The sequence below is a fragment of the Bradyrhizobium sp. CCBAU 53415 genome, from assembly GCF_028128735.1.
Classification (GTDB): Bacteria; Pseudomonadota; Alphaproteobacteria; order Rhizobiales; family Xanthobacteraceae; genus Bradyrhizobium.
Window position 1 is genome coordinate 284527 of record NZ_LBJF01000026.1, and the last position, 16862, is coordinate 301388.

Sequence of the window (16862 nt, forward strand, 5' to 3'; positions counted from 1 at the left end):
CTAAGGGCACCAAGCTGAGGGAATGCCATGCCGATCGTCAAGGCCGATCGCCTCATGCGCGTCAGCGCCGCACTGCTCCGCGCGGCCGGAGCATCCGAGGAAGAGGCAGATGCGGTCGCGATCGGCTGCGTCAATGCCAATCTGGCCGGCCATGATTCCCACGGCGTCATCGCCGTTCCCAGCTATATCGATCGCGTCAAGGCCGGGCACATCGTCCCCGGCGCCAAGTGGAGCATCGTTCAGGAATCCCCGACCACGACCGTGATCGACGGCCATTGGGGCTTTGGCTTCCACGTCAACGCCAGGGCGATGGCGCTGACGATCGACAAGGCGAAGACGGCCAACGTCGCCGCCTGCACCGTGTTCCGGCAGAGCCATGTCGGCCGCCTCGCCGCCTACCCCTTGATGGCGATGCGCGAAGGCATGATCGGGATTGCAAACGGCAGACTCCGGCCGTTCGCCGAAACACGTGGCCCCGTTCGGCGGCAAGGAGGCGCGGCTCGGCACCAACCCGATCTCGATCGCGGTGCCGTCCGATCTCGATACGCCGTTCTGCCTGGACATGGCGACCTCGGCGGTTGCTGCGGGCAAGGTCCAGCTTGCGGTCGCCCGCGGCGAGGAGATTCCGACGGGATGGATCATCGATGCCGAGGGACGGCACACCACCGATCCGACCCAATACCGCAAGGGCGGCGCGCTGCTGCCGCTCGGCGGTACCGAGGGCTACAAGGGCAGCGGCCTCGCTGCGATGGTCGAGGTGCTGTGCGGCCTGCTCACCGGTCTTGGCTTCGGCGTCGAGCCTACAGGGCGACACAATGACGGATGCTTCATGGCGGTGTTCAATGTCGCCGCATTCCGACCGCTGAAGCAGTTCAAGCGCGAGGTCGCGGAATTCGCGCATTACCTCAAATCGACTCCGCCGTCCGAGGGCAGCGAAGGCGTCTACTATCCCGGTGAGATCGAGGGTTTGCGCGAGCAGCAGCGCCGGCGTGATGGCATCGAGATCGAGGATGCCACGTGGGAAAAATTGCGCGCTCTGGCGCACGAGTATCGGCTCGACACGGTCCTTGGCCTGGCCTGACGGCATCAGGAGAACAGCGGCATGAATCGGCAGATGGTATTGGTCGGCTTCCTTCAGGCGCAGAACTGCACGAACCTGCCGAGCTCCTGGCGGCATCCTGACTCGCGTACCGATTCGATGTCGGCGGACTATTATCAGGAGATCGCCAGGATCCTCGAGGCCGGCAAGTTCCACATGGCTTTCTTCGACGACCGCCTGGCCATGCCGGACCGCTACGGCAACGACCACGCCCACACCGTCGAATACGGCATCCGTTGCGTGAAGATGGACCCGCTGATCGTGCTGACCACGATGGGCATGGTCACCGAGAAGCTCGGCCTGGGCGCGACATGCTCGACCACCTACTATGAACCCTTCGACGTCGCCCGCCGTTTTGCAACGCTCGACCTGATGTCCGGCGGGCGCGCCGGCTGGAACGTCGTCACCTCGCTCAACGACGGCGAGGCGCTCAACATGGGCCGCGACTCCCACCCTGAACATGATTCCCGCTACGACCGCGCCGATGAGTTCATGGAGGTGGTGCTCGGCCATTGGGACACCTGGCAGGACGGTGCGCTCATCATGGACAAGCGAAGCGGCCGCTTCGCCGATCCGACCAAGGTGAAGCGTCTCGACCACAAGGGGCCGGCCTTCAAGTCGCGCGGGCCGTTCACCGTTCCGCGTTCGCAGCAAGGCCACCCCGTGATCATCCAGGCCGGCGCTTCGGGCCGCGGCCAGCGCTTCGCGGGGCGTTGGGGCGAGGTGATCTTCACCGCCGCGCGCAACCTCGCCGCCGCCAAGGAGGGCTACACGGCCGTGCGCAACGAGGCCGCGAGGGCCGGCCGCGATCCCGACCAGATGTTCCTGTGCAATCTGACCACGCCGGTCTGCGCCGCAACCAGGGCTGAAGCCGAAGACAAGATGGCCCTGATCAACAAGCTGCCGCTCCAGATCGATGCGCTGTCGCTGCTCGCCGAAGCGCTCAACTATGATTTCGCCTCCAGGGATCTCGACGAGCCGCTGACGACGGAGGAGCTGAAGAGCATGCAGGGCATCCTGGGCATCCGTGACGGCGTATTGAAGGCGTCAGGCAAGAGCAACCCCAGCGCGCGCGACTTCGTCACCTTCTCCGGCCGCGGGCAAGTGCAGGACGCGATGGTCGGCGGTCCCAAGGAGATCGCGGACAAGCTGGAAGAGATGTTCGTGGAACGCGGCTGCGATGGCTTCGTCATCGCCGCAACCTACGTGCCCGGCTCCTACGCCGATTTCGTCGAGCATATCGTACCGGAGTTGCAGCGTCGCGGCCTGTTCCAGAAGGATTATCGCGGCAGGACGCTACGCGAAAATCTCGGGCTCGAGCGCCCAGCCGCCGGCGCCTGGAAGGTGCAGCCGCGCGATGCCGCGGAATAACGGCGAGGACGGAACATGCGCTGGCTGAAATTTACCGCCTCGGGCAAGACGTCCTGGGGCATCGTTGAAGGTGACCGGGTGATCGCGGTCGATGGCGATCCCTTCGCCGAATGGCAGCGCACCTCGCGGACGCTTCAATTGTCCCAGGTCAAAATCGAGCTGCCACTGATCCCGCGCACCTTCTATTGCGTCGGCTTGAACTATCTGAAGCACCTGAAGGAAGCCGCCGACAAGCGCGGCGAAGTGCCGGCCGTCCCCGATAGGCCCGAGATCGGCTATCGCGCGCAGAACGCGCTGATCGCGCATGACGAGGAGGTCGTGATCCCCTTCTTCGCTACGGACAAGATCCACTACGAGGGCGAGCTCGTCGTCGTCATCGGCAAGAAGGTGAAGCATCTCACCGAACAGAATGCGATGGATTGCGTGTTCGGCTACACCGTCGGCAACGACGTCAGCGAACGCAGCTGGCAGAAGGCCGACCGCAGCCTGTGGCGCTCCAAGAACGCCGATACGTTCAAGCCGATGGGCCCGTGGATCGAGACCGAAGCCGATCTCGACAAGATGGAGACGATCGTCCGGGTCAACGGCACGGAGACCAATCGTTTCGCTACCCGCGACATGATCTTCGGCGTGGTGCCCTTCCTGGTCGAGCTGACGAAGTATTTTACGCTCTGGCCCGGCGACGTGATCTGGATGGGCACCGACGGCGCCTCGCCCGACATCAAGCACGGCGACGTCGTGGAGGTCGAGATCACCGGTGTCGGGACGCTGCGGAACAGGTTTGTGCGGGAGGAGCGGTAGGCCCCCTGCGGCACTTCCTGCAAGTCAGAACGGCAGCGCCACGCCCGTCTTGATCTCCTTCAGCACAACATTGCTGCGGACGTAGCGGATGCCGGGGATGCGGAACATGAACTCGTCGAGAAAGCGGTTGTAGGCCGCCATATCCTGCACGACGACGCGCAGATGATAGTCGGCGTCGCCCGTGGTCGCAAAGCATTCCAGCACCTCGCGGCGCTTGGTGACCCTGGCCACGAATTCGTCGACGAACTTCGCGTCATGCCGCTCCAGCGACACGTGGAGGATGGCCGACATCGCAAAGCCCGCCTGCTCCCGCGCGACCAGCGCCGCATAACCGCAAATGACGCCGCTCTCCTCCAGCGCCCGCACCCGGCGCCAGCAGGCCGATGTGGACATGCCGACCTCATCAGCGAGTTGTTGGTTTGTGGCACGGCCGTCCTTTTGAAGGTAGGCGAGTATCCGGGTGTCCTGGTCTTCGATCATTGGAACCTCTCGATTCAGTTAAATCTACCGAATTTCGCCTTTTGATGCAAAACTCTACCTAATATGCGCCTCAGCTTGGACAAATAGGTAAGATCTACCAGCGTCGCGGGCATAACCTTCCACTGCTGGGCAGGATGCCGCGCGAGGTCCGCCATGGACGCCATTCCATCACTCGACGACTACGAACTCTCCGACCGCTACGACCGCGAGGAGGGCCGCGTCTTCCTGACGGGCACGCAGGCCATCGTCCGCATCGCGCTCGACCAGGCGAGACGCGACCGCGCGAACGGCCTCAACACCGCAGGCTTCATTTCCGGCTATCGCGGCTCGCCGCTCGGCGGCATCGATCTCGAACTGTGGCGTATCCAGCAGCGGCTGAACCGAGACCGCATCGAATTCCTCCCCGCGGTGAACGAGGACCTCGCGGCGACCGCCGTGCTCGGGTCGCAGCAGGTCGAGACGCAAGCCGACCGCGAGGTCGATGGCGTGTTCGGACTCTGGTACGGCAAGGGCCCCGGCGTCGATCGCTCCGGCGATGCGCTCAAGCATGGCAACGCCTATGGCTCTTCGCCGCATGGCGGCGTGCTGGTGGTCGCCGGCGACGATCATGGCTGCGTCTCCTCCTCGATGCCGCACCAGTCCGACGTCGCCTTCATGAGCTGGTTCATGCCGACGCTGCATCCGGCGAGCGTCGGCGAATATCTCGCATTCGGCGAATATGGCTATGCACTGAGCCGCTTCTCCGGCATGTGGGTCGGCTTCAAGGCGATCTCGGAGATCGTGGAATCAGGCGCCTCCGTCGCGCTGCACCCGCCCCGCGACTTCCGCACGCCCGACTTCACGCCGCCGCCGAGCGGTCTGCACTATCGCTGGCCCGACCTGCCGGGCCCGCAGATCGAGGAACGGCTGGAGGCAAAGAAGCACGCGGTCTACGCCTTCGCCAAGGCCAACCCGATCGACCGCCGCATCTACGACATTCCGGGCGCCACCTACGGCATCGTCACCACGGGCAAAGCGCATCTCGATCTGATGGAGGCGCTCCGGCTGATGGGCCTCGATGAAGCGGCCTGCCGCAGCATCGGCATCGACGTCTACAAGGTCGGCATGGTCTGGCCGCTGGCGCTGCATGACGCGATGGACTTCGTGAAAGGCAAGCGCGAGATCCTCGTGGTCGAGGAGAAGCGCGGCATCATCGAGAGCCAGTTCAAGGAATATTTCTACGACTATCCCGGCGCCAAGCCCGCGCGCATGGTCGGCAAGCACGACGAGCAAGGGGCACGGCTGATCTCCTGGATCGGCGAGTTGTCGCCGCGGGCCCTCGCTGGTGTGCTCGCGCGCCGGCTCGACCCGATGTTTCCCGGCCTCAATCTCGCCGCGCGCGCAGCCGCCTTGATGCCGGAAGCGGCGCGCACCATCAACGTCAGAGGCGCGACACGAACGCCGTACTTCTGCTCGGGATGTCCGCACAACACGTCAACGAAAGTGCCGGAGGGATCAAAGGCGCTGGCCGGCATCGGCTGCCACTTCATGGCAAGCTGGATGGACCGCGAGACTTCGTCGCTGATCCAGATGGGCGGCGAAGGCGTGAACTGGGCGGCATCGTCAAGGTTCACCGGCAACAAGCACGTGTTCCAGAATCTCGGCGAAGGCACCTACTATCACTCCGGCTCGATGGCGATCCGGCAGGCGATCGCAGCCAAGGCCAACGTCACCTACAAGATCCTGTTCAACGATGCCGTGGCGATGACTGGCGGCCAGCCGGTCGACGGCCCGGTCAGCGTGCATGCCATCGCCCACAGCGTCCGTGCCGAGGGCGTGGCGCGCATCGCACTGGTGTCGGATGATCCCGCGCACTTCAACCCGGCCGACTTGCCCAGCGGCGTCACCATCCATCCCCGCGAAGAAATGGACGCCGTGCAGCGCGACTTGCGCGACATCTCCGGCGTGTCCGTCCTGATCTACCAGCAGACCTGTGCCACCGAAAAGCGACGCCGTCGCAAGCGCGGGCAGATGGCCGATCCCAAACGCTTCGCCTACATCAACGACCTCGTCTGCGAAGGCTGCGGCGACTGCTCGATCGAATCCAATTGCCTCAGCGTCGAGCCGAAGGAGACGCCGTTCGGCCGCAAGCGCCAGATCAATCTGTCGGCCTGCAACAAGGATTTTTCCTGCCTCAACGGCTTCTGCCCAAGTTTTGTGACCGTCGAAGGCGCGACGCGCCGGAAGAAAGGCGCGAGCCGGATCGACGCGGTCGGTCGCGCAGCCACGCTACCCCTGCCCACGCCCGCAACGCTCGAGCGACCCTACGATCTGCTGGTGACCGGCGTCGGCGGAACCGGCGTGATCACGGTTGGCGCGCTGATCGGCATGGCTGCGCATCTCGAACGAAGCGGCGTCTCGGTACTGGACTTTACCGGCTTTGCGCAGAAATTTGGCCCTGTGCTGAGCTACATCCGCCTCGCCGCGAGCCCCGACGCGTTGCATCAGGCCCGCATCGACCAGGGCGCGGCCGACGCGCTGATCGGCTGCGATCTCGTCGTCAGCTCCTCGCCAAAGGCGTCCGGAACCTACCGGAAAGGCACGCGCGCTGCGCTCAACACCGCGGAGATGCCGACCGGCGACGTCGTCCGCTTCCGCGACGCCGATCTCGCCGCGCCAGCCCGCCTGCGCGCGATCGGCCGCGTGATCGGCGAGAGCAATCTCGGGGCGATCGATGCGAATGCGATGGCCGAACAGCTGCTCGGCGATGCCGTCTATGCCAACATCATCATGCTCGGCTTTGCCTGGCAGCGCGGATTGATTCCGATCTCGCTTCCCGCGCTATTGCGCGCGATCGAGCTCAACGACGTCGCGGTCGAGCGCAACAAGCAGGCCTTTGCCTGGGGCCGGATCGCCGCGGCCGATCCGGACCTGTTGCCGAAGGCAGACGATGCGTCGAAGGCCGAGACGCTCGACCAGGCCATCGACCGTCGCGCCGAATTCCTGACTGCCTACCAAGACGAAGCCTATGCCGCGCGCTACCTGGGAATGGTCGAGAAGGTTCGCCACGACGAGACTCCGCTGAACAGCGAGGCGCTGACCGAGGCCGTGGCGCGCACCCTGTTCAAACTGATGGCCTACAAGGACGAGTACGAGGTGGCGCGGCTGCACATGCAAGGCGGATTCCTCGATGAGCTTAAACGCGAATTCGAGGATGGCTTCAAAATCCAGTATCACCTCGCCCCGCCGTTCCTGCCGTCGCGCCGCGACGGACGTGGACGTCCACGCAAACGCGCCTTCGGCCAGTGGATCCAGATGCCTCTAACCGTGCTCGCGCACTTGAAGGGGCTGCGCGGAACGCCGTTCGATCCATTCGGCTATACCGCGGAACGGCGCGCAGAGCGGGAGTTGATCCGCTGGTATGAGGGCCTGCTCGAACGGATCCTCGGCCAGCTCGGCGCTGCGCGCCTTGCGGATCTCGTCGCGATTGCAAAAGCGCCCATGGAGATCCGCGGCTATGGCCCCGTCAAGGATGCCGCGATCGGGAAGGCGAAGGCGGAAGTCGAGCGGCTGTTCGATGAACTCCACACGCCATCGCCGGCAAAGATGCGCGCCACCGGTTGACGGGGCGCCGGCGAAGCTTCAGCTTCTCAACCCGGGGGCGCCCTGATGGCACTCCCGTGATCGGGTGACGCATCATGGATTTCGACCAGCTGACACTGACCAAGGCCGCGGACGGCCTCCGCGCCGGGAAGGTCACGAGCACCACGCTCACCCGGGAAGCTCTTGCCCGCGCCAAAGCCAACGCCGATCTCAATGCCTTCGTCACGCTGGACGAGGCCGGCGCCTTGACGGCCGCCGCGGCGTTCGACGCAAAGGGCGACAGGAGCAAGCTGCTTGGCGGCGTGCCCGTCGTGATCAAGGACAATATCGAGGTGGCTGGGCTGCCCTGTAGCGCCGGCACCCCCGCGCTGAAGGACTACATTCCGAGGGCCGATGCGCCTGTCGCGGCAAGACTGCGGGCCGCGGGAGCGATCATCATCGGAAAGACCAGCATGCACGAGCTGGCCTTCGGCATCTCCGGCTACAACACCGCGTTCAGGACCGGCACCGAGTTCGGCGTGCGCAACGCCTATGATCGCGCCTTGATCGCCGGCGGCTCCTCGTCCGGGACGGGCGCCGCGATCGGCGCGCGGATCGTCGCGGGCGGGCTCGGCACCGACACCGGCGGATCGGTGCGCGTGCCGGCCGCCCTGAACGGGTGCGCCTCGTTGCGGCCAACGGTCGGGCGGTATCCGCAAGCGGGGATCGCCCCGATCTCGCACACCCGAGACACCGCAGGCCCGATGGCCGCGACGATAGCCGATGTCGAGCTGCTCGACCGCGTCATCGCGGGTGGAGACGAGATTGCGCCGGCTGATTTGAAGCAGGTGCGGATCGGCATCGCGTCGTCGATGCTGACCAATCTCGATGCCGACACGGAGGTCGCCTTCCGCGCGGCAATCGCGAAAATGATGGCGCAGCGCATCACGATCGTCGAGATCGAGATGCCTCGACTGGCGGAGCTCAACGGCCAGGTCGGCTTTCCCGTGGCGCTGTACGAGGCTTACGACGACATGATCGCATACCTCGATCACACCGGTACCGGCCTCAGCATCGAAGCGCTGGCCAAAGACATCTCAAGTCTCGACGTGAAGGGCACTTATGATAGCCTTGTCATCCCGCGCAAGCTGCCGGGCCCCGACAACACGCTGATTGACGCCAAACCGATATACGATGCCGCGATCAAGATCGCGCGCCCCGCGCTCCAAACGCTGTACGGCGATACGTTTTCCGGGAACAGACTCGACGCCATCGCTTTCCCGACAACGCCGCGGGTCGCGATTGCTTCCAATCCCGACTCCAGCAGCCCCGAGAACTTCGGCCTCTTCATCCAGAACACCGATCCCGGTAGCAATGCCGGTATTCCCGGAATCCAGATCCCGGTCGCACTTGGCGGCACCAGCCAACTGCCGATCGGGCTCGAGCTGGACGGCCCGGCAGGCAGCGACCGGCACCTGCTTGCCATTGGAATGGCGCTGGAAATCATTTTCGGACGACTACCGCCGCCGCACCGATCATGAGTAGGGGTTGATCAGCTTCTGCTGCTCGGCGCTGTGATCCACGAGCAGGTCGATGAAGGTCCTGACCTTCGCCGACAGATGATGACGGTGCGGATAGACCGCGTTCATGGAGAGTTCGACGGTCCGATATTCCGGCAAGAGGCGCACGAGGCGGCCCACTTCCAGGTCGTCCTGAATGAGAAACCCCGCCATCAGACAGACGGCGGCCCCCTCCAGGGCGACCTTCCTCAGCGCTTCTCCGCTATTGGTGACGAAGCTGCCCGAGATGCGCACGGAGGCCGGTGTGCCTTTGCGATCAAGGAAGCGCCATTCGTCGCCGAACGGATAGTTCAAGTGCCGACCGCAATTGTGCCCGGTGAGTTCGTCGAGCTTCTGCACCCGGCCGTGCTTCTCGATATAATCGTGCGAGCAGCACAGCACGTGACGCCAGGTGGCAAGGCTCCGCACGATCAGGCTCGAATCAGGCGGCGGGGTCATGCGCAGGGCAACGTCGTAGCCCTCCTCGATGAGATCGACGTCGGCCTCGCCCATGCGCAGATCAATCTTGAGTTCCGCATAGGTCGACAGCAGCTTCGCCACGACCGGCGCGACAAGCGGCACCATGTGCGTGGCGACATGAATGCGCAGCGTGCCGCGGGGCACCGACTGCAATTCGCTCGCGATGTCGTCGGCCTGTTCGATGTCGGCGAGGATCTGGACGCAGCGGTCGTAATAGGCCTTGCCGATCTCGGTAAGATTGACCTTGCGCGTGGTGCGGTGAAGCAGCCTTACCCCGAGCCGGTCTTCCAATGCCTGAATGTGGTTGCTCACCATGGTGGTCGACATGTTGAGCTTGCGGGCGGCTGCGGAGAAGCCGCCTGTCTCGACCACCCGGCTGAACACTTCGAGGCTGGTCAATCGATCCATGCCGCCTGACTATCCGCTCTTGATCGACAATCGCGGGACATTCGTCCCGGATTATCAGTTCACACACATGGCTCGCCCTGCTTGCAGCTTCGCCTGCGAGCGGACGCATGCATCAGCAGCAATCGCGCGACAGAGGCAGCAATCACTCTGGGGCGGTCGCGCGCCTGCTTCGGTAGACATTACGAACCAAGGCGACGGCCCCGATTATCCACCTCCGATGGATAATCCTTCCGGAATTTTGCCAATTATCATGCAGGCCGGCAAGGCCGATAGTCTCAGGGAGCCGACAGGAGACCGCAATGTCCGAGATGCCCCGCACTGAGACCTTCCAGCAAGCGACTGAAATCACTCGCGATTACCCCGAGGCGCCGCCCGCTGTCCCGACCCGGAACAAGGTCCGGCACGCGGCCTTGGTGCTCGCGCTCCTCGCAGGCACGGCAACCACAGCCTACTACGGACACGATTACTGGACCCACGGCCGCTACCTCGAGACCACCGATGATGCCTATGTGAAGGCCGATTCTACGATCGTCGCGCCGAAGGTGTCCGGCTACATCGCAAAGGTGCTCGTCAGCGACAACGAGAAGGTCAAGGCAGGCCAGCTGCTGGCCAAGATCGACGACCGCGATTTCAGGGCGGCGCTCGACCAGGCCCGCGCCGATGTCGCAGCTGCCGAAGCCTCCGTGCGCAACATCGATGCCCAACTCGAGCTGCAACAGCCGATCATCGAGCAAAGCACGGCTGACGTCGCTGCTGCGGAGGCCAATCTGAAATTCGCACAAGAGGAGCGCGCCCGCTACGACGACCTCATGAAGACGGGCTCCGGCACGATCCAGCGCGCGCAGCAGACCGACGCGGCGCTGCGCGCCAGCAGCGCGCAATTGCAGCACGCGAAGTACGGCCTTGTGGCTGCGCAGCGCAAGATCGACGTGCTCACCAGCCAGCGCGCCCAGGCCGCAGCCCAGCTCGAACGCGCCCGTGCGGTCGCGCAGCAGGCGACGCTGAACCTTTCCTATACCGAGATCACTGCGCCGGTGGATGGCACGATCGGCGCCCGTAGCTTGCGCGTCGGCCAGTACGTGCAGGCCGGCACGCAATTGATGGCTGTGGTGCCGCTCGATGCGGTCTATGTCGTTGCCAACTTCAAGGAGACCCAGCTCACGCATGTGCGGCCTGGCCAGCCGGTCGAGCTGTACGTCGACAGTTTTCGCAGTCGGGCCCTGCACGGCCATGTCGACAGCCTGTCGCCGGCGAGCGGGCTCGAATTCGCCTTGTTGCCGCCCGACAACGCGACCGGCAATTTCACCAAGATCGTGCAGCGTGTTCCGGTGAAGATCGTGCTCGACGACCACAGCCTCACCGGTCTGCTTCGCCCTGGCATGTCCGCGGTGCCGACCATCGACACCAAGGCGACCGTGCTGGCCGAGCGAGAGACGGCCAAGCGTCTCGCCGACAACATGCTCCGCCCGAACGGCGGCTGACCCCGGGAAGGCTCCGGCAGAATCGTCAAATCCGCCGGATGATCCTTCCTCGACTATCGAAATCATCCGCATCCTGTCTCCGTACCCGAGACGAGGCTTCCATGAGCACGCTCCAACCCGCCCTCAATGCCGCATCCGCCGCCAGCATTCCCGCGCCCGCCGCTCCGGCGGTGCCGGCCAAGACCTGGATCGCGGTGATCGGCGCAACGCTTGGGGCCTTCATGGCGGTGCTGAACATCCAGATCGTCAATGCCTCGCTCGCCGACATCCAGGGCGCAATCGGCGCCGGTATCGATGACGGCGGGTGGATCTCGACCTCCTATCTTGTCGCCGAGATCGTGGTGATCCCGCTGTCCGGCTGGCTGGCGCAGGTGTTCTCGATCCGCATCTATCTGCTTACCAACGCGATCCTGTTCCTGGTCCTGTCCGCTGCCTGCGCGCTGGCGCATGATCTGTCGCAGATGATCGTACTGCGTGCCATCCAGGGCTTCACCGGCGGCGTGCTGATCCCGATGGCCTTCACGCTGATCATCACCCTGCTGCCGCGCGCAAAGCAGCCGGTGGGCCTCGCGCTGTTCGCGCTCTCGGCGACGTTCGCGCCGGCGATCGGCCCGACCATCGGCGGCTATCTCACCGAGAATTTCGGCTGGCAGTACATCTTCTACGTCAACCTCGTGCCGGGCGCGATCATGGTCGGCATGCTCTGGTACGCGCTCGAAGCCAAGCCGATGAAACTCTCGCTTTTGCGCGAGGGCGACTGGGCCGGCATCGTCACCATGGCAATCGGCCTTTCGGCGCTCCAGACCGTGCTGGAGGAAGGCAACAAGGACGACTGGTTCGGATCGCCCTTCATCGTCAAGCTGTCGGTGATCGCGGCGGTGGCGCTGACCGCCTTCCTGATCATCGAGCTCACGGTGAAGAAGCCACTCTTGAACCTGCGCCTACTGGTGCGCCGTAATTTCGGCTTCGGCATGCTCGCGAACTTCCTGCTCGGCATCGCGCTCTACGGCTCGGTGTTCATCCTGCCGCAATATCTGTCGCGCATCCAGGGCTACAATGCCGAGCAGATCGGCATGGTGCTGGCATGGACCGGACTGCCGCAGCTCGTGCTGATCCCGCTGGTGCCGCGCCTGATGCAGCGCTTCGACGCGCGGATCATCATCGGCGCCGGCTTCGTGCTGTTTGCGGCTTCCAACTTCATGAACATTTACATGACCAGCGACTACGCCGCCGACCAGCTGCTGTGGCCCAACATCGTTCGCGCGATCGGCCAGGCGCTGGTGATGGCGCCGCTCTCGGCAGTGGCAACCGCCGGCATCGAAGCCGAGAACGCAGGCTCGGCGTCGGGCCTGTTCAACATGATGCGCAACCTCGGCGGCGCCGTCGGAATTGCGATCTTGCAGACTGTTCTGACCAAGCGCGAACAGTATCACTCCAACGTGCTCATGCAGTCGGTCTCGATATTCGAGCAGGCAACGCGCACGCGACTGGAGCAACTCACCCGGTATTTCGTCAATCACGGCGTCCTCGATCATGCGGACGCCGCGCATCGCGCCTATGTCGCCATCGGCCGTATCGTGCAGAAGCAGGCCTATATCCTCGCTTTCAGCGACACCTTCTATTTGCTCGGCATGGCGCTGGTCGTGGCGCTGCTCGCCGTCCTCTTCCTGAAAAAGACTGGCCAGACCTCGGCCGGTGGTGCCCACTGACGTCAACCCAGCAAGCAAGGAGCGCGATGATGAAACCCCGCATGAATTTCTACCAGGCCGCCCCAGATACGATGAAGGCGCTGATGACGCTGGAGGAGCAGATCCAGTCCACCGGGCTCGAGAAATCACTGATCGAGCTGGTCAAGATCCGGGCATCGCAGATCAACGGCTGCGCCTTCTGCATCAACATGCACACCGAGGACGCCCGCAAGCGCGGCGAGACCGAGCAGCGCATCTACCTGCTCAATGCCTGGCGCGAATCCCCGCTTTATTCCGACCGCGAGCGCGCGGCACTGGCCTGGACGGAATCGGTGACGCTGATCTCGCAGACCCACGCGCCCGACGACGTCTACGAACAGGTCCGCGCACAGTTCTCCGACGAGGAAACGGTGAACCTGACCATGCTGATCGGCGCCATCAGCGCCTGGAACAGGATCGCGATCGCGTTCCGCGCAGTGCATCCGGTGAAGGTGAAGGCTTCGGTGGCGTAGGGGGCGCTCGCTCACCTAACTCCGCCGTCAGGCCACGCGAAAGCGGGGCATCCAGTACGCCGCGGCCTATCAATGTAACACGACTGCCTCGGAGTACTGGATCGCCCGGTCAAGGCCGGGCGATGACAGCGGTGGGTGCGGCTCAGACCGCCGTCGCCTTGGCGAACTCGACGTAAATCTCACGCAGGCGCGTTGCCATCGGGCCGGGCTTGCCGTCGCCGATCTTCTTGCCGTCGATCGCGACCACCGGCTGCACGAAGGAGGATGCGCTGGTGATGAAGGCTTCCTTGGCAGCGAGCGCCTCGGCGACCGTGAAGGACCGTTCCTCGACGCGGAGCTGGCGCTCCTCGGCAAGCGCGATCACGGCCTTGCGGGTGCAGCCCGGCAGGATCGCGTTGGAATTCTTGCGGGTTACGATGACGTCATCCTTGGTCAGGATGAACGCCGACGACGAACCACCCTCGGTGACGTAGCCATCCTGCAGCATCCAGGCCTCGCCGGCGCCGGCTTCCGCCGCGGCCTGCTTCGCCAGCACCTGCGCCAGCAAGGCCACGCTCTTGATGTCGCGCCGCTCCCAGCGGATGTCGGGCACGGTGATCACGTCGATGCCGGTCTTCGCTGACGCCGCGTTAATGATGTCCTTCTCCGAGGTGAACATCACCAGGCTTGACTTGACGTCACCCTTGGGGAACGGGAAATCGCGCCCCTTGTCGGCGCCGCGCGTGACCTGGAGATAGACGAGGCCGCTCCGGAGCTTGTTGCGCGCGATCAGCTCCTTCTGGAGCTCGGTGATGCGCTCGACCGTCTCCGGCAGCTTCAGCTTGATCTCGCCGACGGAACGTTCCAGCCGGGCCAGATGCGCAGCATTGTCGACCAGCTTGCCGTCGAGCACGGCCGAGACCTCGTAGATGCCGTCGGCGAACAGGAAACCGCGATCCAGCACCGAGATCCTGGCCTCCGAGAGCGGGACGAATGAGCCGTTGACGTAGGCGATCGGGTCCAAGGCAGGTCTCCTGGCGAGAAGGGGATTTAGGCGCGCTTATACGCGAAATGGGGGAAGCGATCACGCTCTATTCGTCATTCTGGGCCGGCGCGAAGCGACGAACCCGGAATCCATTTCGCCTCGAGCCCCGCTGCCCGATGGATTCCGGGCTCGCGCTGCCGCGCGCCCCGGAATGACGGCAGTGGTCAATGCGACAGGATCTTCGACAAGAACTTCTGCGCGCGGTCGCTGCGCGGCTTGCCGAAGAAGTCGTCCTTCGACGCGTCCTCGACGATCTCGCCGCGGTCCATGAAGATCACACGGTTGGCGACCTTGCGGGCAAAGCCCATCTCATGGGTCACCACCATCATGGTCATGCCCTCACGAGCGAGATCGACCATGACGTCGAGCACCTCGCTGACCATTTCAGGATCGAGCGCCGAGGTCGGCTCGTCGAACAGCATGACGATCGGGTCCATGGCGAGCGCACGGGCAATGGCGACGCGCTGCTGCTGGCCGCCGGAGAGCTGCGCCGGGAATTTCTGCGCCTGCTCCTTCAACCCGACGCGCTCCAGGAGCTGCATGCCTTTGGTCTGGGCCTTGTCGTGCGACCGGCCCAGCACCTTCTCCTGCGCCAGGCACAGATTGTCGATGATCTTGAGATGCGGAAACAACTCGAAATGCTGGAACACCATGCCGACGCGCGACCGCAGCTTCGGCAGATTGGTCTTGGGATCGTTGACCTTGGTGCCGTCGACCAGGATGTCGCCGCTCTGGAACGGCTCCAGCGCATTGACGCATTTGATCAGCGTCGACTTGCCCGAGCCGGAGGGACCGCAGACCACGACCACCTCGCCCTTGGTGACGCTGGTGGTGCAGTCGGTCAGCACCTGAAAGGTCGGGCTGTACCATTTGTTGACGTGGCTGATTTCGATCATGACCGACACGCTCTAGCGAATGATGGCGATGCGCGCCTGCAGGCGGCGGACGCCGAAGGACGCGATACAGGAAATGGTGAAGTAGACGACAGCTGCGAACAGGTACATTTCGACGAGACGTCCGTCGCGCTGCGCGACCTTGCTCGCCGCGCCGAGGAAGTCCGTGATCGACAGGACGTAGACGAGCGAGGTGTCCTGGAACAGAACGATGGTCTGCGTGATCAGCACCGGCAGCATGTTGCGGAAGGCCTGCGGCAGCACGACGTAGCGCATGGTCTGCGCGTAGGTCAGTCCCAGCGCGCTCGCCGCGGCCGGTTGGCCGCGCGAAATCGACTGGATGCCGGCACGCATGATCTCGGAGAAGTACGCGGCCTCGAACATGATGAAGGTGATGAGCGAGGATGCGAACGCGCCGACGCTGATCGGGCGCGAGGCGCCGGTCAGCCACTGCCCGATATAGGGCACCAGGAAGTAGAACCAGAAGATCACCAGCACCAGCGGCAGCGAGCGCATGAAGTCGACATAGATGCCGGCGATCCGGCCGAGCAGCTTGAAGCCGGAGAGGCGCATCAGGGCGAGCGCCGTGCCGAAGATCAGGCCGCCGAGTGCTGCGAGGCCCGTCAGGGTCAGCGTGAACGTCATGCCCTCGTAGAACAGATAGGGCAGCGCGCGGCGGATGACGTCGAAATCGAAATTGCCGAGCATCGTTTATTTCCCCGTGATGTAGCCGGGGATCGCGACCCAGCGCTCGAGGAAGCGCATCGCGGTCACGACGACGGCGTTGACGAGGAGATAGAGGAGGGTCGCGGCGGTGAAGGCCTCGAACACCTGGAAGGAGAATTCCTGCATCGAGCGCGCCTGTCCGGTCAGCTCGAGAAGGCCGATGGTGATGGCGACCGCGGTGTTCTTGATGGTGTTGAGAAACTCGGACGTCAGCGGCGGCAGGATGATGCGGAAAGCCATCGGCAGCAGCACGTAGCGATAGCCCTGCACCGTGGTGAGGCCCAGCGCGGTCGCCGCCATCTTCTGCCCACGCGGCAGCGACGAGATGCCGGCCTGGAGCTGGACGGCGACGCGCGCCGACATGAACAGGCCGATTCCGATCGCCGCGGTCCAGAACGGCGCGTTGGGCAATTGCTTGAGCCAGAGCCCGGCGGCTTTGGGCAGAATTTCCGGCAGCACAAAGAACCACAGGAACAACTGCACCAGGAGCGGCATGTTGCGGAAGAATTCGACATAGGCGAAGCCGAACCAGGTGGCCCCCTTCGACGGCAGCGTGCGCATGACGCCGACGACCGAGCCGGTGATCAGCGCGATGACCCAGGCCAGGGCCGCGGTCTCGAGGGTCAGCACCAGCCCCGACAGCAGCATGTCGAGATAGGTGCCGGTCCCCATCGGGTTCGGCTGGAAGAAGATTCCCCAGTTCCAGTTGTAGTTCACGTGTCCCCCGCGCGAACGCGCCAGTCATGGATGTCCTGAGCGCCTATGCAAATGTCCGGCCA

The 16862-nt window shown here is 64.3% G+C and carries 13 protein-coding genes and 1 pseudogene; 8 read left to right on the top strand and 6 right to left on the bottom strand.

The window, feature by feature from the left end; all coding sequences use genetic code 11:
- Window positions 1–27: 27 nt before the first annotated feature.
- From XH87_RS36645 to XH87_RS25415, 3 genes and pseudogenes are all read left to right on the top strand, one after another.
- A pseudogene (locus tag XH87_RS36645) lies at window positions 28–1081 on the top strand (Ldh family oxidoreductase).
- A gap of 21 nt (window positions 1082–1102) precedes the next feature.
- A complete protein-coding gene (locus XH87_RS25410; protein WP_271589351.1) occupies window positions 1103–2470 on the top strand; it encodes an LLM class flavin-dependent oxidoreductase in 1368 nt (455 codons plus the stop codon).
- A 15-nt stretch (window positions 2471–2485) separates the two neighbouring features.
- Entirely contained in the window at window positions 2486–3271 is a 786-nt protein-coding gene (locus tag XH87_RS25415) for a fumarylacetoacetate hydrolase family protein (RefSeq protein ID WP_271589352.1), read from the top strand.
- 24 nt (window positions 3272–3295) lie between these two features.
- Here the strand turns inward: XH87_RS25415 and XH87_RS25420 are convergent, their stop codons facing one another.
- Complete coding sequence (locus XH87_RS25420; protein ID WP_035712721.1) at window positions 3296–3751, bottom strand: Lrp/AsnC family transcriptional regulator; 456 nt, start codon at window positions 3749–3751, stop codon at window positions 3296–3298.
- 153 nt (window positions 3752–3904) lie between these two features.
- Between XH87_RS25420 and XH87_RS25425 the strand changes: the two genes are divergently transcribed.
- A complete protein-coding gene (locus XH87_RS25425; RefSeq protein ID WP_271589353.1) occupies window positions 3905–7354 on the top strand; it encodes an indolepyruvate ferredoxin oxidoreductase family protein in 3450 nt (1149 codons plus the stop codon).
- A 74-nt stretch (window positions 7355–7428) separates the two neighbouring features.
- Window positions 7429–8853, top strand: a complete 1425-nt coding sequence (gene iaaH, locus XH87_RS25430) for an indoleacetamide hydrolase (RefSeq protein ID WP_271589354.1) — start codon at window positions 7429–7431, stop codon at window positions 8851–8853.
- Here the strand turns inward: iaaH and XH87_RS25435 are convergent.
- Window positions 8848–9759, bottom strand: a complete 912-nt coding sequence (locus XH87_RS25435) for a LysR family transcriptional regulator (RefSeq protein WP_271589355.1) — start codon at window positions 9757–9759, stop codon at window positions 8848–8850. The genes iaaH and XH87_RS25435 overlap by 6 nt on opposite strands.
- 299 nt (window positions 9760–10058) lie before the next feature.
- Between XH87_RS25435 and XH87_RS25440 the strand changes: the two genes are divergently transcribed.
- From XH87_RS25440 to XH87_RS25450, 3 genes are all read left to right on the top strand, one after another.
- On the top strand, window positions 10059–11240 hold the full coding sequence (locus XH87_RS25440) for an HlyD family secretion protein (RefSeq protein ID WP_271589356.1): 1182 nt from the start codon (window positions 10059–10061) through the stop codon (window positions 11238–11240).
- 101 nt (window positions 11241–11341) lie between these two features.
- Window positions 11342–12949: an MDR family MFS transporter gene (locus XH87_RS25445; protein WP_271522340.1), complete on the top strand. Its 1608-nt coding sequence runs from the start codon at window positions 11342–11344 to the stop codon at window positions 12947–12949.
- A gap of 29 nt (window positions 12950–12978) precedes the next feature.
- Window positions 12979–13440 carry a carboxymuconolactone decarboxylase family protein gene (locus XH87_RS25450; protein ID WP_271589357.1) on the top strand — a complete coding sequence of 154 codons (462 nt, stop codon included), beginning with the start codon at window positions 12979–12981 and terminating at the stop codon, window positions 13438–13440.
- 142 nt (window positions 13441–13582) lie between these two features.
- On the opposite strand, the gene XH87_RS25455 is transcribed toward XH87_RS25450, so the two are convergent.
- The 4 genes from XH87_RS25455 to XH87_RS25470 form a co-directional block, all read right to left on the bottom strand.
- Entirely contained in the window at window positions 13583–14443 is an 861-nt protein-coding gene (locus XH87_RS25455; RefSeq protein WP_271589358.1) for a D-amino-acid transaminase, read from the bottom strand.
- Between the two features lie 185 nt (window positions 14444–14628).
- Window positions 14629–15360, bottom strand: a complete 732-nt coding sequence (locus tag XH87_RS25460; protein ID WP_271589359.1) for an amino acid ABC transporter ATP-binding protein — start codon at window positions 15358–15360, stop codon at window positions 14629–14631.
- Window positions 15361–15372: 12 nt separating this feature from the next.
- The gene (locus XH87_RS25465) at window positions 15373–16065 is read right to left on the bottom strand and encodes an amino acid ABC transporter permease (RefSeq protein WP_271589360.1); all 693 of its coding nucleotides are present in this window, start codon (window positions 16063–16065) and stop codon (window positions 15373–15375) included.
- A gap of 3 nt (window positions 16066–16068) precedes the next feature.
- Window positions 16069–16800 (bottom strand): amino acid ABC transporter permease, encoded by a 732-nt coding sequence (locus XH87_RS25470; RefSeq protein ID WP_158670938.1) that lies wholly within the window; start codon window positions 16798–16800, stop codon window positions 16069–16071.
- Between the last annotated feature and the right edge of the window lie 62 nt (window positions 16801–16862).

Coding starts and splice junctions, on each gene's coding strand:
- XH87_RS25410 (WP_271589351.1), top strand. CDS start 1,103: ATGAATCGGCAGATGGTATTGGTCGGCTTCCTTCAGGCGCAGAACTGC.
- XH87_RS25415 (WP_271589352.1), top strand. CDS start 2,486: ATGCGCTGGCTGAAATTTACCGCCTCGGGCAAGACGTCCTGGGGCATC.
- XH87_RS25420 (WP_035712721.1), bottom strand. CDS start 3,751: ATGATCGAAGACCAGGACACCCGGATACTCGCCTACCTTCAAAAGGAC.
- XH87_RS25425 (WP_271589353.1), top strand. CDS start 3,905: ATGGACGCCATTCCATCACTCGACGACTACGAACTCTCCGACCGCTAC.
- iaaH (WP_271589354.1), top strand. CDS start 7,429: ATGGATTTCGACCAGCTGACACTGACCAAGGCCGCGGACGGCCTCCGC.
- XH87_RS25435 (WP_271589355.1), bottom strand. CDS start 9,759: ATGGATCGATTGACCAGCCTCGAAGTGTTCAGCCGGGTGGTCGAGACA.
- XH87_RS25440 (WP_271589356.1), top strand. CDS start 10,059: ATGTCCGAGATGCCCCGCACTGAGACCTTCCAGCAAGCGACTGAAATC.
- XH87_RS25445 (WP_271522340.1), top strand. CDS start 11,342: ATGAGCACGCTCCAACCCGCCCTCAATGCCGCATCCGCCGCCAGCATT.
- XH87_RS25450 (WP_271589357.1), top strand. CDS start 12,979: ATGAAACCCCGCATGAATTTCTACCAGGCCGCCCCAGATACGATGAAG.
- XH87_RS25460 (WP_271589359.1), bottom strand. CDS start 15,360: ATGATCGAAATCAGCCACGTCAACAAATGGTACAGCCCGACCTTTCAG.
- XH87_RS25465 (WP_271589360.1), bottom strand. CDS start 16,065: ATGCTCGGCAATTTCGATTTCGACGTCATCCGCCGCGCGCTGCCCTAT.